Below are 14556 nucleotides of genomic sequence, written 5' to 3'. Positions count from 1 at the left end.
GGAGGTAGGGGGGCGCTGCCCGACTTATTCCGGCACTTTCCTGACAGCACCTTTGTCGGCGCTGGTGGCGAAGGCGGCGTAGGCGCGCAGCGCCGTCGTCACCTTGCGCTTGCGCTTTTCCTCAGGCTTCCAGGCATCCGCGCCCTTGGCCGCCATAGCCTTGCGGCGGGCGTCGAGCTCGGCTTCGCTGACGGCGAGATGGATCTTGCGGTTCGGGATGTCGATCTCGATCGTGTCGCCTTCCTGAACCAGGCCGATCAGCCCGCCCTCGGCGGCTTCCGGCGAGACGTGGCCGATCGACAGACCCGACGTGCCGCCGGAGAAGCGGCCGTCGGTGATCAGCGCGCAGGCCTTGCCGAGGCCCTTCGACTTAAGATAGCTGGTCGGGTAGAGCATCTCCTGCATGCCGGGGCCGCCGCGCGGCCCCTCATAGCGGATGACGACGATGTCGCCCGCCTTGATCTCGTTGCCGAGGATCGCCTTGACGGAAGCGTCCTGGCTTTCGAAGACGCGGGCCGGACCGGTGAATTTCAGGATCGACTCGTCGACGCCGGCCGTCTTCACGATGCAGCCGTCGAGCGCCAGATTGCCCTTCAACACGGCGAGGCCGCCATCCTTCGAGAACGGCGTCTTGGCCGAGCGAATGACGCCCGTCTCGCGGTTCGTGTCGAGATCCTCCCAGCGGCGATCCTGGCTGAAGGCGACCTGCGTCGGCACGCCGCCGGGCGCGGCGCGGAAGAACTCGCGCACATTCTCTGCGGAAGTGCGGGCGATGTCCCAATGGTCGAGCGCTTCGCCCAGCGTTGCGGTGTGGACTGTCGGCAGATCGCGGTTGATCAGCCCGGCCTGGTCGAGCTGGCCGAGGATCGCCATGATGCCGCCGGCGCGGTGAACATCCTCCATGTGCACGTCGGACTTGGCCGGCGCCACCTTGCAAAGCACCGGCACTTGGCGCGACAGCCGGTCGATATCCTCCATGGTGAAGTCGACCTCGCCCTCATGCGCGGCAGCCAGGATGTGCAGCACCGTGTTGGTCGAGCCGCCCATGGCGATGTCGAGGGCCATGGCATTCTCGAAGGCTCCCTTGGAGGCGATGCTGCGCGGCAGCGCACTGTCGTCCTCCTGCTCGTAATAGCGCTGCGCAAGATCGACGATCAGATGGCCTGCCTCGACGAACAGCCGCTTGCGATCGGCATGGGTGGCCAAAGTCGAGCCGTTGCCGGGCAGCGAGAGACCCAACGCTTCGGTCAGGCAGTTCATCGAGTTCGCCGTGAACATGCCCGAGCAGGAGCCGCAGGTCGGGCAGGCCGAGCGCTCGATCACCTTGACGTCCTCATCTGAAATTCGGTCGTCGGCCGCGGCCACCATGGCGTCGACGAGGTCGAGCGCCTGCGCCTTGCCGCCCAGCACCACCTTGCCGGCTTCCATCGGGCCGCCGGAGACGAAAACGGTCGGGATGTTGAGGCGTAGCGAGGCCATCAGCATGCCGGGCGTGATCTTGTCGCAGTTGGAGATGCAGACCATGGCGTCGGCGCAGTGCGCATTGACCATGTATTCGACGGAGTCGGCGATCAGCTCGCGCGACGGCAACGAATAGAGCATGCCGTCGTGACCCATGGCGATGCCGTCGTCGACGGCGATGGTGTTGAACTCCTTGGCGACGCCGCCGGCCTTCTCGATCTCGCGCGCGACGAGCTGGCCGAGATCCTTCAGGTGCACATGGCCCGGGACGAACTGGGTGAAGGAATTGACCACCGCAATGATCGGCTTGCCGAAATCACTGTCCTTCATGCCGGTGGCACGCCACAGGCCACGGGCGCCGGCCATGTTGCGGCCATGGGTGGTGGTGCGGGAACGGTAGGCGGGCATCGGTATTCCTTGCTGGCTGGCCGCGCTAAAACGTGGCGCGGCGGCGCTGTATTTCAGTCGGCAGCGGTTATAGCGGCCAAGGTCCGGGCTTGCCACAATTTTGCGCTGCGCCACGATTCTTCAGGAAATTTGAAAAACGCTGTCGGATCGCGCCGCGCCGAGCCGTCCTTGAGGCAGACGGTACGAAAGCCGCGCCAAATCGCCGGCGCGCCGTTGATGATGAGCCAACCTGAACAAGTCGGAGGAGCAAGACATGCAGAAGATCACCACCTTCCTTTGGTTCGACGGCCAGGCCGAGGAGGCCATGAACCACTACGTCGCCATCTTCAAGAATTCGAAGGTGCTTAGCGTCACGCGCTGGCCCAAGGGCCATCCCCAGGAAGGCCAGGTTCTGGTCGCCTCGTTCGAGCTCGACGGGGTGCAGTTCCAAGCCCTCAACGGGGGGCCGCAATACAAGTTCACCGAGGCGATGTCGCTGTCGATCGACTGCAAAACGCAGGAAGAAGTCGATTATTTCTGGGCCAGACTCACCGAAGGCGGCGGCGAACCGGGACGCTGCAGCTGGCTGAAGGACAAGTTCGGCGTTTCCTGGCAGGTCGTGCCGGAGCAGTTGCCGCGTCTGCTTCAGGACCCCGACAGAGCGAAGGCCGGGCGCGTGATGTCGGCGATGATGCAGATGGGCAAGATCGACATCGCCACGATCGAGGAAGCGGCGAAGGGGTGATTACGCGTGAGTAGTGAACGGTGAATGGTGAGGATGCCCGACTATCACTATTCACTATTCACCACAATCACGCCGCCTTGTCGCGGACTTGATAATCCTTGACCGCGGCGAAGCGGATCGCTTTCCAGCGCTCGGCCTCGTAGTTGAGCGAGAAGGCGTGCTGGGCGAGGAAGACCGGATCGTTGTCGAGGTCGCGGGCGATGTCGCCGCGATGCGCCTCGATAAAGCGCTGGACATCCGCCCTGTCGTCGGCCGAGATCCAGCGGCAGACGGAGAAGCGCGACATCTCGAAATCCACCGGCAGCGTGTATTCGATGTTAAGCCGCTCCTTCAGCACATCGAGCTGCAGCGCGCCGACAACGCCGACGATGGCCGGCGAGCCGTCCTCAGGCGAGAACAGCTGCACGACGCCCTCCTCGGCCATCTGATGCAGCGCTTCCTTCAGCTTCTTGGCTTTCATCGCATCGCCGAGGCGGACACGGCGCAGGATTTCCGGCGCGAAGTTCGGCACGCCGCGGAACAGGATCTCCTCGCCCTCGGTCAGCGTGTCGCCGATGCGCAGCGTGCCGTGATTGGGTATGCCGACGACGTCGCCGGCGAAGGCCTCGTCGGCGGTGACGCGGGTGCGGGCGAAGAAGAATTGCGGCGCCGAGAGGCTCATCGGTTTGCCGGTGCGCACCAGCTTGGCCTTCATGCCACGCTCCAGCTTGCCGGAGCAGACGCGGACGAACGCGATGCGGTCGCGATGGTTGGGGTCCATGTTGGCCTGGATCTTGAAGACGAAGGAGGTCATCTTCCCCTCCGTCGCCTCGACCGTGCGTTCATCGGCTGCCTGGGCCCGCGGCGGCGGCCCGTAGGCGCCGAGCGCCTCGATCAGGTCGCGCACTCCATAATTGCGCAGCGCCGAGCCGAAATAGACCGGCGTCAGATGGCCTTCGCGGAAGGCGTCGATGTCGAGGGGTCTGCACGCTTCCCGCGCGAGCTCCAGTTCCTCGATGAAGTCGTTGCGCTCGTTTTCCGGCAAAAGCCCGGCGACGCGGTTGGAATCCGGGCCGTTTACGGGCGTGCGCTCCTTCTCGTCATCGCTCCGGCGCACCGCGTTCTGCGCCAGGTGATAGGTGCCCGAAAAGGTCTTGCCGCGGCCGATCGGCCAGGTAACCGGTGCTGTGTCCAGCGCCAGCTTCTGCTCGATCTCGTCGAGGATTTCGAACGGATCGCGGCTCTCGCGGTCCATCTTGTTGACAAAGGTGATGATCGGGATGTCGCGCAGCCGGCAGACCTCGAACAGTTTCAGCGTGCGCGGCTCGATGCCCTTGGCGGCGTCGATGACCATGACGGCCGAATCCACCGCAGAGAGCGTGCGGTAGGTGTCGTCGGCGAAATCCTCATGGCCGGGCGTGTCGAGCAGGTTGAAGACGTTGTCGTCATATTCGAAGGTCATCACCGAGGTGACGACCGAGATGCCGCGCTCGCGCTCGATCTTCATCCAGTCGGACCGGGTCTGGATGCGATCTTTCTTGGCCTTGACCTCGCCGGCAAGCTGGATGGCGCCGCCGAACAGAAGCAGCTTTTCGGTGAGCGTGGTCTTGCCGGCATCGGGGTGGGCGATGATCGCGAAAGTGCGGCGGCGCGATACCGCCTGTTCGATGTCTTCTGCCAATTTTTGGAATCCTGTCTGTGGCGCGGGCTTCTAGCAGCGCATTTTGGGCGTGTCGACAGTTTCGGGCAGACCGGCACGGCCGAACAGCGTAGTCGATGTGGCCTGACAGGAACCTTGGGCCGTTCAGGTTCGCTCGCGATGACGGTCCTGGCGGCCCAACCGGGTAGCTAAACGTATCTCCGCCCCCTCGATGCCGATGTCGCGCAGCAGATAGTCCGGCAATTCGTCCAGCGTGGCCCGACCCCTGCGATTTCGCAGGATGCGCGCAAGCACGCCTCCGCCGGAACGGCAGATTTCGAAGATTGCAACGAGGAACCGTCCGAGCGCGGAGTGGTTGGCCGCAAGCTCCTGTCCAAGGATGGTCATGGTTTATCCTCCTCTGTTTGAATGATGAAATCGGGAGGGCCAGACTGGCCCTCCCGAAGGTTTGGCCGACAGAAGATCAGGATCGATCGTGCTCGCAACTCGCCTGCAAGGCACTTCACGATCGATCCCTCCATCAGGCGGCGGCGTATGCCGTCGTCGGATCGAACAGGCGCTTCACCTGCGTGATCTTGGTGGCCGGGAAGCCGCTCATCTTGGCGTGGCGCTGAATGATCGCCTCGTCCTTGGCGAGGTAGACGCAGAAGGTCTTGTCATCCGCGACGAAGGATTCGACCCACTGAATGTCCGGGCCGAGCTCGGCGAGAACGGCGTTCGAGGCCTTGGAGGCGTCGCGAAGCTGCTCGCGCTCGAAGGTGCCGACCTTGGGAATTTCACGTTCGATGATGTATTTCTGCATTTCGCAATCTCCTTGATCTTGGGTTCAAATGCCTCCGGACGCTCGACCAGATTCGATGCCGGTGACATTCCCGGGGCCGCTGAGCTAAACTGCAGCATGGCTCGCCGGGCAGACGGAGAATTGCGCAAGAGGCGGCCGACAGTCCTTACGCCGTCCTTATCTTCTTCCGATCCTTTGCCTACTGCCGTTACAGGATTGCTGCCGATGGGAACTTATTGCTTCGGCGACTTCGATCTTAACGAGGACGCTCGCGCCCTCCGTCTCGCCGGAAGCGAGATCGAGGTGCAGCCCCTGGTCTTCGATTTCCTCGCCATTCTGCTGCGGCACCGGGACCGGGCCATGAGCAAAGACGAATTGCTTGAAACGCTATGGCCGGGCGTGACGGTGACGGAAGCTTCGTTGCAGCGCGTGGCAAGCCTTGCCCGCGGCGTTCTTCGCCAGGGCGGCATGGAAACGGCGCTGCGCAACCTGCCCCGCTTCGGCTACCGGATTTGCCTCGACCTGCCGCCCATTTCGGCGAACGGGCCGGCCGGCGCGGGCGGCAAGCTTTCGAGCCCCGGTTCACCGGTTCTGTCGGCACGCGAAGCTGTTGCTGTCAGAAAATGGCACGAGGCCGCAGCCTGCTTCACCGAAGCGGATGCCGCTGGCGAGCTGCTGACGGCCGATCTTGAGGAATGGGCACTTGCGCTGGAGTGCATGGGCCGCCCGGCTGAAGCCATCCCGCTTCTGGCGCGCGCGGTGACTGCCTACGGCGTGGCCGGCGAGCGCTTGCGAGCGGCGTCCCCGGCAATCGGCCTGGCCAGGGTTCATCTGGAGAGAGGGGAACTTGCCGTCGCCAAGGGCTGGCACAAGCGGGCGGCGCAGCTGATCGATGGCGCAACCGACAGCAGGGAGCACGGCCTGTGGTGCTGGATGGGAGCGCGCATCATGGGCGCGGAAGCCGAGCCGGAGCAGGCGCTTGCGCTTGCCGAAAAGGCTTTCGCGGTTGGCAGGGATCTCGAAGATCCGGTCGTGGAGTCGCTCGGGCTGATCTATCGCGGTTTTTTCAAGCTCTGCCTCGGTGAGACCAAATCCGGCCAGGAGGACCAGGATTTCGCCGCCGCGCTCGGCCTCTCCAGCGACGTGGACCCGGTCGTCGGCGGCATTCTCTACTGCAACATACTTTGGGCCTGCCGGAATTTTGGCGACTGGGCGAGGGCCAACCAATGGACCCTCGGCTATGAGGACTGGTGCAGGGGACATGGGCTTGAGGATCTGTCGGGCTCCTGCCGGCTGCATCGCGCCGAAGTGCTCGGCGTTCACGGCACGCTGAGGGAGGCTGAGGCGCTGGTACGCGCCGCGCTCGACCAGCTCGCCGTCGACGCCCCCTGGGCGACGGGCGATGCGCTGCGTGTCTTAGGTGACATTCATCTGGCCGCCGGAGATCTCACCGAGGCGGAAACAGCCTATCGTGCGTCCCATGCCGCCGGCTGGGATCCGCAGCCCGGACTGGCGCTGCTGCAGCTGGAGCAAGGCCAGGCCGAGGCCGCCTTCAGCGCTCTCGAGCGCTCCCTGGTCGGAAACGGCTGGCCGACGCTGCAGCGGCGAGGCATGGTCCTTGCCACTCTCGCCAAGGTGGCGGCGCGCACCAATCGTCTCGAGCGCGCAAAAGAAGTTATCACCGAGCTGGAGAGCCAGCCGCAGCGCTGGCCGATGGCCTCCATCCGGGCGCTGTCCGCCGAGGCCAAGGCTGAACTTTTCATACGGGAAGACCGCCCCACCGAGGCTGTTCGGGAGCTGCAGACCGCATGCTCGCGCTGGAGCGAGGTCGGCTCGCCGGTCAATGTCGCCGATGCCAGGCTTGCGCTCGCGGCGCTGCTCATTCAGCTCGGCGATCGTTCCGGCGCGGAGCTGGAGCTCGGCACAGCGTTGGCGTTAGCGAAGAAGGTCGACTCTTCACGGCTCACGCGGCGCTGCGAAGAGCTGAAGGGCCTGGTTGTCGGGACGCAGAAGATAGCGATGGGCGGCGCGTAGCCGCTTCTCGCTTGAGGTCTGGCCGGCGCGATGGCATGACGGGGAAATCTCCTCTGAAGGTCATGGCATGAGCAGCGCAAAACAAGTCATCGTCATCGGCGCCGGCATCATCGGCGCATCGATCGCCTGGCATCTGGCGAAGGCTGGAGCGAGGGTGACGGTCGTCTCGACAAGCGGCGCCGGGGGCGTCGCGACGCCCAATTCCTTCGCCTGGATCAACGCAAGCTGGGGCAATCCGGAGACCTATTTCCGGCTGCGCATCCGGGCGATGAACGAGTGGAAACGCTTGGCGAATGATCTGCCGGGCCTGCCGCTTGCCTGGTGCGGCGGCCTGTGCTGGGACCTGCCGGCGGACAAGCTCAAAGCCTATGCGGCCGAGCATTCGTCCTGGGGCTACGGCATCGAGCAGGTCGGCCGCGAACAGGCGGCGCGGATCGAACCCAACCTGACCGAGCTTCCCGATTTCGCGCTTCATGTCGCCGAGGAAGGCGTGGCCGAGCCGGTGGCGACCGCAACGGCGCTGCTGGCGGACGCCGAACGGCGCGGCGCGCGGCTTATTACTGGGACTGTCGATAGACTGACTCTATCCGGCGGCAGCCTGAGCGGCGTCGTCGTTGCGGGTGAAACCATCGCCGCCGACGAGGTGGTGATCGCCGCCGGCGCCGGCGCTCCGGCGATCGCCGCGACGGCAGGCGTCCAGTTGCCGATCAAGACGCCGCCCGGTCTGATCGTGCATTCGCGACCCTACAGGAAGCTCCTCAACGGCCTGGTGCTGGCCGAGAGGCTGCATATGCGGCAGACGGCCGAGGGCCGGATCATCGCCGGCTCGGATTTTGGCGGCGGCGATCCGGGCGAGAACCCGGAGGCAACCGCGCTTGAGCTTTTCGAAGCGGTGAAAGCGATGCTGCGCGGCGCCGACGGGCTGGAGTACGATTTCCACACAGTCGGCTATCGTCCTACTCCGATCGATGGTTTCCCAATTGTTAGCCGCGCCGACGGCGTAGGCGGCGTCTATGTCGCCGTCACCCATTCCGGCATCACGCTGGCACCCGCCATCGGCCTGTTTGCGGCCCGCGAAATCGTCGATGGCGAGCGCGATCCATTGCTCGCGCCTTATGCGCTGTCGCGCTTCGCTCAGTAGCCCGGCGGCCGGCGAAACCCGTCGGTCAGCGGCGCGATCGCCGCAGCGACGCCGAGCAGTCTCGCCTCCGACCAGCGCTTGCCGACCAGTTGCAGGCCGATGGGCAACCCGTTGCTGTCCTGCCCGCCTGGTATCGCCAGCGCCGGATGGCCGGAATAATTGAAGACCGCGCCATAGGCCGGCAGCATCCAATAGCTCTCGTCCTTGCCGTCGACCTTCAGCGCGCTGCCTGGCTTGCAGTGCGGAAAGGCCGTTGTCATGGCGACCGGGCAAAGCAAGGAATCACAGCTTTCGAAGAACCGCTCCCAAGCAAGAATCGACCGGTCGCGGCGAGCGAGCGCCGCGAACCAGCGCGACACCGGCGCAGGCTGTTCCGGCGGTTCCGGTTGCGCTGCCTCCAGCATCATGCCGATCAACTTGCCGCCCTCGGTGAGATCATCATGCAGGTCGAGCTTCGGCAGTTTGGCTTCCTCGACGTGCGCGCCGGCGGAAGCCAGCCTAGCAGCCAATCTCTCGACCGCGGCGCCGATCTCGGCGGCCACCGGAAAGCTGCGGAAGGTGCCGGCGAAGGCGATGCGCAGCGATGTCAGCTCGAGCGTCGGTATCGCATCAACCGGCACCGGCGCCAGATCGGTATCGCCGCCGTCCGGACCGGCAATGATCCGGTAAATCAGCGCCAGGTCCTCCAGATTGCGAGCAATCGGCCCGACACAGGACATCAAGCGGACGCTGCGCGGAATGCCGCCCGGGTCGGGAAAAGCGCCGGCCAGCGAGACGCGATGCTCGGTCGGCTTCAGGCCGTAGACGCCGCAAAAGGCGGCGGGCAAGCGGATGGAACTCTGCATGTCGGTGCCGACCTCGAAGGGCGTCATGCCCGCAGCAACCGCAGCGGCAGCGCCGCCGCTGGAGCCGCCCGCTGTGCGCGACGGATCCCAAGGGTTGCCGGTGCGGCCGAACAGCGGATTGTCAGACTGCCAGTCGCCCAGCATGGTGGCGACATTGGTTTTGCCGACCAGCACGCCGCCGGCTCTCTTTAGCCTGGCAGCCACAGGGCTGTCCTGCTTGGGAACGTTGTCGGCAAATGGCGGGAAGCCGACCGTCGTCTTCATGCCAGCGGTCTCGTGCGCATCCTTCAGCGTGAACGGCACGCCGTGCAGCGGGCCGAGCGCGGCGCTGCGGGCCAGTGCCGCATCGGCTTCTCGGGCACGCTGAAGCGCGCCTTCCCGATCGAGGAGGACGACGGCGTTCAGAGCTTCGTTATGCCGGTCGATCTGCGCCAGATGCGCGTCCAGCGCCTCCACGGCCGAGATTCTCCGCCGGGCAATTGCTGCCGCGAGTTCGGTAGTCGAGGAAAATCCGATGTCCATTGTGCTGCACTCCGGCTGCTTGCCGCGCTGCGCCTTGAACATGGCGGATGAGACCGCGGCTTCAAGCCGAATTCAGCATTGTTAGGACAGCGGTGCTTGATCGAAATTGCGCCCACCTGTGGTCAGGGCGGCGCTGTCCCGCGACCTTCGCTACGTTTGGAGCTAGACGGCCAACGCGAACTTAGCAACGGTCGGCGCGAACGGCCGGATGTTTGTGCCGTCCCTTGTCATGGTGACAAAGCTCGACGGCGGGATCGCCTGCCATTCTCCGCCGTCGCGGTCGAACGGTTCGGAGACGATGCAGCGGCCGGCGCGGCTCGCGAATGCGCCGGTATAGAGCGTTGGCGCCTGGCCGTCGGTGGCGTAGCGCACGGCGTAGAGCGCCTCGCCATCGGAAAATGCCGCTGTCAGCTTCAGGGAGGGTTCGAGACCGGCGTGGCGCGAAGCCTCGAGAACGCGGCTGGTGGCGCGGGCTACCGCGCCTTGCGGGTCGGCGGACAGGCCTTCGTCGAGCATCAGCAGGAAGAACAGTTCGGAATCAGTCGTCCCTTCGCGCTGGTCGAAGACAGCATCCGACAGCGAATTCTCAAGCGCGCGGCGGATCTTCTCGAAGCCCCCGATCTGGCCGTTATGCATGAACGACCAGCGGCTGGAGACGAAGGGATGGCAGTTCATGCGGCTGGTCGCGGCGCCGGTGGAGGCGCGCACATGAGCGAGGAACAGGCCTGATTTGATCTGCCGGCAGAGGCTTTTCAGATTGGGGTCCGACCAGGCCGGCAGGATGTCGCGGTAAAGGCCGGGCTCGGGACGGTCGCCATACCAGGCGAGGCCAAAACCGTCGCCATTGGTCGGCGACTTGGCCTCCTGGGCGCAGTGGCTCTGGGCAATCAGCGAGTGGCAGGGCGCGGTGACGATGTCTTCGAGGAAGACCGCTTCACCGAGATAAGCCGCCCACCGGCACATCGCATTCCACCATTTATCAGGCGCGATCCATCAGAGCCTGAGGCTCCTTCACCGCGTGTGAGCCTCTGTTGTTCGTGCGCTCATAGAGCTCACGGACGATTCGGCTGGCGGTAGTCTCGAACAGAAATGGCAAGAAAGCGTGAACGAGGGCGGCGCCCGCGGCCATCGACAGGCGGGAGCAGAACCAGGCGGCGAAGGCCATGTGGCCGAAATAGGTTTCGCCAACCTTGGCCGGATGAGACGTAAAGAGCGCCGAAAACCGCGTCGTCATGGTGATCCCTCCTGCCGGGATGAGCCCCGATATTGAGTATCCTGCCACGAGTTGAAGGTTCATCGATCCCAAATTGTCCTTGTGTCTAGCCCTATTTTGGGACATTTATCCCAAGAATGGCATATGATATCGACGAAACTGATCGGAGATTGCTGGCCGAACTGCAGCGCGACGGCACGCTTTCCGTCGACCAGTTGTCGGAGCGCGTGGCCTTGTCCCGCAACGCCTGCTGGCGGCGCGTGAAGCGGCTGGAGGAGGAGGGCGTCATTACCGGGCGCGTGGCGCTGGTCGATGCCGACAAGCTTGGACTCGGGCTTTCGGTGTTCATCCTGATCCGCACGTCGAACCACGACCCGGACTGGCTGCAAAAGTTCCGGGCGGCGGTGACGGGCTTTGCCGAGATCACCGGCGTCTACCGCATGTCGGGCGACCTCGACTATGTGCTGAGAGCCCGCGTCGCCGACGTGAAAGCCTATGACAGGCTCTATCAGCGGCTGATCGCCAAGGTGCCGCTGTCGGACGTCTCCGCTTCCTTCGTCATGGAGGAGATCAAGGAGACGACCGTCGTTCCGGTGGAGTTGCGCTGACGCGGAACCGCATTGAAAGAAAGGCGTTGATAGCGTCGCGGCCGGGTTGACCGAATCGGCAGCCGCGCCGATAGGAATGGGCTCATGCGCACGGCTGTCTATCCTTCCTCCGTCATCGGCCCCACCGTCGGTTTCGTCAGGCTTCCGCATGGCGATGGCTTGCCGCTGCCGACCTATGAAAGCGCGGGCGCGGCCGGGATGGACGTGCGAGCCGCGGTGCCGGAAGACCGGCCGCTGCTTATCCTGCCCGGAAAACGCGCGCTGGTGCCGACCGGGCTGATCGTGGAAATCCCGGAAGGCATGGAAGGCCAGGTGCGGCCGCGCTCCGGCCTCGCCTTCAAACATGGGCTGACCGTGCTCAACACGCCCGGCACCATCGACAGCGATTACCGGGGCGAGGTGAAAGTGCTGCTCGTCAATCTTGGCGATGAGGACTTCGCGGTGACGCGCGGCATGCGGATCGCGCAGATCGTGTTTGCGGCAGTCACGCAGGTGGCCAGCGAAGAACGGGCGCTCGCCGGCGGCACGGCGCGCGGCGCCGGCGGTTTCGGATCGACCGGCACCGCATAAATGCACGTCCCAAAACTGGTCATCTTCGATTGCGACGGGGTTCTGGTCGACACCGAGAACCTTGCCAATCGGCGCCTCGCCGACTGGCTTTGTGAAGCGGGCTTTCAAACCACATTCGAATATTGCCGCAAGATCTTCTCGGGCCGCAGCATGGCCTCGGTGCAGAAAGAGATCGAAGAGGCGACCGAGGCCCGGCTCGGCGCCGACTTCGTCGAACGCTGGAACGCCGGCCTGCCGGATCTATTCGCGCATGGCGTCGAGGCGATCCCTCACGTGCGCGATTTCATCGAAAAGGTGCGCGCCGCCGGTATTGCCTATTGCGTCGCCTCGTCGGCGCGGGTTTCGAAGATGCATATCACGCTCGGGCAGACCGGCTTGTTGCCGCTGTTCGAGCACGCCATGTTTTCCTCGACCATGGTCGGGCGCGGCAAGCCGTTCCCGGACCTCTTCCTGCATGCGGCAAAGACGATGGGCTTCGCGCCGGTCGACTGCATCGTCATCGAGGACAGCGTCGCCGGCACCCAGGCCGGCATTGCCGCCGGCATGCGCGTGTTTTCCTATCACGCCGATCCATTCTCGGACCGCGACGGGCTGGCGGGCGCCGGCGGGATCCTGTTCGACGACATGCGGGACCTCGCAGGACTGGTGCCGATCCTTTGATCGGACACTGGAGCGGTTCCGCTTTCGTCGAATTGCCGACCCGCTCTATGATTTAGTTTACGCAATTCCGGACGGAAAACTGGTTCACATTCTTCCTGGAATTGCTCCGGGCTGTGCGGCGAAATCTTCCGTGCTAGCGTGCAGCCGTCAAACAGCCGGCGGCTCCCACCCCATGAAATTCACCCTGCTTCGCCTCGCCCTCGCTCTTGTGCTTCTGTTATGGTTTTGGGGCCCGGCGAGCGCGGAAAATGTCAGCTTTCCGGACTTTGCCAGCGCCATCCCGGGCCACAAGGACGTCACCTATCTCGATCTGGCCAGGATGGTCATCCCCGATCTGGCGTTGAACGCCGATGGCTTCTACCACGGCGGCTTGCCGATCGAAATGCGCCATGTCGCCGGTCCGGACAGCGGTGGCTCGCCGCCTGAGACATCAAGCCTGCCCAATGCTGCGGTGCTGGCCATCAAGGCCGGCGGCAAGGACCGGCTGACCATGTTGTTCGATCTCGGCGACTCTCCCGACAGCGCCGAGGGCTATGCGATGCTGGCGCTCTACGATCTGACCGGCGGCAAGCCGGCGCTGCTCGACGCGGTCAATGTCGCCGTCGATCGCAGCACCTATTTTCGCGAACCGAACAAACTGTCGGTCGGCGCCGGTGACGATATCCTCATCACCATGAGCACGCATTTCAATTCGAGCCAGGGCTATGTGATCACGCCGTTGATCATGGTGCGCAACGACAAGTTCGAACTGATCGACATGATCTACACGTTCGATGAAAGGCTATGCACCTACAGCCGCAAGCAGGACATCGCTTTTAAGGCCGTTGCCGACGGCCGGCCGCATGCAGCCGTCAAGGTGACGGTGACCGACGCCACGATACCAAGCGGCGAAAGCTGCGACGATGAGGCGCCCGAGGCGTCCTCGAAGGACATTTCAGCCATCTATCATTGGGATAAGAAAACGTCGCGCTACGTGGCGGGTTCAGACGCCCTCAAACGGTTGTCAGCAGAGAACGAGAAACGCTTCTGAGCCGAGCGCATTCGTTTGCCCGAGCGGGGCGACCGCGATAAATTCCCGGCACGACCCATGATTGAGGACCCGCCATGGACAAGGGCAAGATTTTTCGCGATCTGCACGCCTCGACCTTCGTCATGCCCAATCCCTGGGATGTCGGCACGACCAAGCTTTTGGCTTCCTTCGGCTTCAAGGCGCTGGCCACGACCAGCGCCGGCTTCGCCTTCTCGCGCGGCCTGCCCGACGGCGCCGTGACGTTCGAGGCCATGATCCACCATTGCCGCGAAGTGACGGCGGCAACCGACCTGCCGGTTTCGGCCGATCTCGAGCGCGGCAAGGGCGACAGCGCTGAGCAGGCCGCAGAAACCATCTTCGCGGCGGAAGCCGCGGGCCTTGCCGGCTGCTCGATCGAGGACCATACGGGCGATCTAGAGTATCCAATCTACGAGTTCTCGCATGCAGTCGAACGCGTCGCCGCGGCCGCCGAGGCGGCGCGCGCCTTGAAGCACGATTTCGTCTTCACCGCGCGAGCCGAGAATTTCCTTTGGGGCAAGACCGATCTCGACGACACGATCAAGCGTCTGCAGGCTTTCGAGAAAGCCGGCGCCGACGTGCTCTATGCGCCGGGCCTGAGCGACATCGACACGGTGCGGACGGTCTGCTCCGCGGTCAGCAAGCCGGTCAATGTCATGGCGCGGCCCGGCTTCACCGTGGCCGACCTTGCCGTGGCCGGCGTCAAACGCGTCTCGCTCGGGCCATGGCTGACGAATTTCGCCTTTGGCATGCTGGAAACCGCTGCGCGGGAAATCCAGCAGGACGGCACCTTCGGCTTCACCCGTTCGGCGATGCCGTTCGGCAAGCTGCAGGCGCTGTTCCGCGGGGGCGGTACCGAGCAAGATTAGGGCGTTCAGCGTTTCACGGAAACGCCGAACCGC

The 14556-nt window shown here is 64.4% G+C and carries 15 protein-coding genes; 8 read left to right on the top strand and 7 right to left on the bottom strand.

Annotated elements, in window-relative coordinates; genetic code table 11:
• Positions 1-24: 24 nt before the first annotated feature.
• Positions 25-1869 (bottom strand): dihydroxy-acid dehydratase, encoded by a 1845-nt coding sequence (gene ilvD, locus P9228_RS04155; protein ID WP_095824294.1) that lies wholly within the window; start codon positions 1867-1869, stop codon positions 25-27.
• A 253-nt stretch (positions 1870-2122) separates the two neighbouring features.
• On the opposite strand from ilvD, the gene P9228_RS04150 reads away from it, so the two are divergent.
• Positions 2123-2593, top strand: a complete 471-nt coding sequence (locus P9228_RS04150; protein WP_067324344.1) for a VOC family protein — start codon at positions 2123-2125, stop codon at positions 2591-2593.
• Positions 2594-2660: 67 nt separating this feature from the next.
• On the opposite strand, the gene P9228_RS04145 is transcribed toward P9228_RS04150, so the two are convergent.
• From P9228_RS04145 to P9228_RS04135, 3 genes are all read right to left on the bottom strand, one after another.
• Entirely contained in the window at positions 2661-4253 is a 1593-nt protein-coding gene (locus P9228_RS04145) for a peptide chain release factor 3 (RefSeq protein ID WP_095780207.1), read from the bottom strand.
• Positions 4254-4376: 123 nt separating this feature from the next.
• Complete coding sequence (locus P9228_RS04140) at positions 4377-4619, bottom strand: DUF1127 domain-containing protein (protein ID WP_095824295.1); 243 nt, start codon at positions 4617-4619, stop codon at positions 4377-4379.
• Between the two features lie 133 nt (positions 4620-4752).
• Positions 4753-5034 carry a DUF4242 domain-containing protein gene (locus P9228_RS04135; protein WP_067003570.1) on the bottom strand — a complete coding sequence of 94 codons (282 nt, stop codon included), beginning with the start codon at positions 5032-5034 and terminating at the stop codon, positions 4753-4755.
• 204 nt (positions 5035-5238) lie between these two features.
• Between P9228_RS04135 and P9228_RS04130 the strand changes: the two genes are divergently transcribed.
• The gene (locus tag P9228_RS04130) at positions 5239-7047 is read left to right on the top strand and encodes a winged helix-turn-helix domain-containing protein (protein ID WP_278052476.1); all 1809 of its coding nucleotides are present in this window, start codon (positions 5239-5241) and stop codon (positions 7045-7047) included.
• A gap of 67 nt (positions 7048-7114) precedes the next feature.
• Positions 7115-8188 (top strand): FAD-binding oxidoreductase, encoded by a 1074-nt coding sequence (locus P9228_RS04125; protein ID WP_095824297.1) that lies wholly within the window; start codon positions 7115-7117, stop codon positions 8186-8188.
• Here P9228_RS04125 and P9228_RS04120 read toward each other — a convergent pair.
• The 3 genes from P9228_RS04120 to P9228_RS04110 all read right to left on the bottom strand — a co-directional run bounded on the left by P9228_RS04120 (position 8182) and on the right by P9228_RS04110 (position 10789).
• Positions 8182-9555 (bottom strand): amidase, encoded by a 1374-nt coding sequence (locus P9228_RS04120; protein WP_278052475.1) that lies wholly within the window; start codon positions 9553-9555, stop codon positions 8182-8184. The genes P9228_RS04125 and P9228_RS04120 overlap by 7 nt on opposite strands.
• Positions 9556-9717: 162 nt before the next feature.
• Complete coding sequence (locus tag P9228_RS04115; protein WP_278052474.1) at positions 9718-10518, bottom strand: class II glutamine amidotransferase; 801 nt, start codon at positions 10516-10518, stop codon at positions 9718-9720.
• A gap of 16 nt (positions 10519-10534) precedes the next feature.
• Positions 10535-10789, bottom strand: a complete 255-nt coding sequence (locus P9228_RS04110) for a DUF6356 family protein (RefSeq protein ID WP_067003741.1) — start codon at positions 10787-10789, stop codon at positions 10535-10537.
• 116 nt (positions 10790-10905) lie between these two features.
• Here P9228_RS04110 and P9228_RS04105 point away from each other — a divergent pair, with 116 nt between their 5' ends.
• The 5 genes from P9228_RS04105 (at position 10906) to P9228_RS04085 (ending at position 14523) form a co-directional block, all read left to right on the top strand.
• Positions 10906-11376: an Lrp/AsnC family transcriptional regulator gene (locus P9228_RS04105; protein WP_067003562.1), complete on the top strand. Its 471-nt coding sequence runs from the start codon at positions 10906-10908 to the stop codon at positions 11374-11376.
• Between the two features lie 84 nt (positions 11377-11460).
• On the top strand, positions 11461-11946 hold the full coding sequence (gene dut / locus P9228_RS04100) for a dUTP diphosphatase (RefSeq protein WP_278052472.1): 486 nt from the start codon (positions 11461-11463) through the stop codon (positions 11944-11946).
• Positions 11947-12606, top strand: a complete 660-nt coding sequence (locus P9228_RS04095; protein ID WP_095824298.1) for an HAD family phosphatase — start codon at positions 11947-11949, stop codon at positions 12604-12606.
• 172 nt (positions 12607-12778) lie between these two features.
• Positions 12779-13636: a hypothetical protein gene (locus P9228_RS04090; RefSeq protein ID WP_127240229.1), complete on the top strand. Its 858-nt coding sequence runs from the start codon at positions 12779-12781 to the stop codon at positions 13634-13636.
• A 74-nt stretch (positions 13637-13710) separates the two neighbouring features.
• Complete coding sequence (locus P9228_RS04085) at positions 13711-14523, top strand: oxaloacetate decarboxylase (RefSeq protein ID WP_278052471.1); 813 nt, start codon at positions 13711-13713, stop codon at positions 14521-14523.
• Positions 14524-14556 lie beyond the last annotated feature (33 nt).

The organism is Mesorhizobium sp. WSM4898 (genome assembly GCF_029625845.1).
In the GTDB taxonomy this organism is placed as follows: Bacteria; Pseudomonadota; Alphaproteobacteria; order Rhizobiales; family Rhizobiaceae; genus Mesorhizobium.
Note: the sequence above shows the minus strand (reverse complement) of the source record. Positions and strands in the feature narration are given on the sequence as shown.

Coding starts and splice junctions, on each gene's coding strand:
- ilvD (WP_095824294.1), bottom strand. CDS start 1,869: ATGCCCGCCTACCGTTCCCGCACCACCACCCATGGCCGCAACATGGCC.
- P9228_RS04150 (WP_067324344.1), top strand. CDS start 2,123: ATGCAGAAGATCACCACCTTCCTTTGGTTCGACGGCCAGGCCGAGGAG.
- P9228_RS04140 (WP_095824295.1), bottom strand. CDS start 4,619: ATGACCATCCTTGGACAGGAGCTTGCGGCCAACCACTCCGCGCTCGGA.
- P9228_RS04135 (WP_067003570.1), bottom strand. CDS start 5,034: ATGCAGAAATACATCATCGAACGTGAAATTCCCAAGGTCGGCACCTTC.
- P9228_RS04130 (WP_278052476.1), top strand. CDS start 5,239: ATGGGAACTTATTGCTTCGGCGACTTCGATCTTAACGAGGACGCTCGC.
- P9228_RS04125 (WP_095824297.1), top strand. CDS start 7,115: ATGAGCAGCGCAAAACAAGTCATCGTCATCGGCGCCGGCATCATCGGC.
- P9228_RS04120 (WP_278052475.1), bottom strand. CDS start 9,555: ATGGACATCGGATTTTCCTCGACTACCGAACTCGCGGCAGCAATTGCC.
- P9228_RS04115 (WP_278052474.1), bottom strand. CDS start 10,518: ATGTGCCGGTGGGCGGCTTATCTCGGTGAAGCGGTCTTCCTCGAAGAC.
- P9228_RS04110 (WP_067003741.1), bottom strand. CDS start 10,789: ATGACGACGCGGTTTTCGGCGCTCTTTACGTCTCATCCGGCCAAGGTT.
- P9228_RS04105 (WP_067003562.1), top strand. CDS start 10,906: ATGGCATATGATATCGACGAAACTGATCGGAGATTGCTGGCCGAACTG.
- dut (WP_278052472.1), top strand. CDS start 11,461: ATGCGCACGGCTGTCTATCCTTCCTCCGTCATCGGCCCCACCGTCGGT.
- P9228_RS04095 (WP_095824298.1), top strand. CDS start 11,947: ATGCACGTCCCAAAACTGGTCATCTTCGATTGCGACGGGGTTCTGGTC.
- P9228_RS04090 (WP_127240229.1), top strand. CDS start 12,779: ATGAAATTCACCCTGCTTCGCCTCGCCCTCGCTCTTGTGCTTCTGTTA.
- P9228_RS04085 (WP_278052471.1), top strand. CDS start 13,711: ATGGACAAGGGCAAGATTTTTCGCGATCTGCACGCCTCGACCTTCGTC.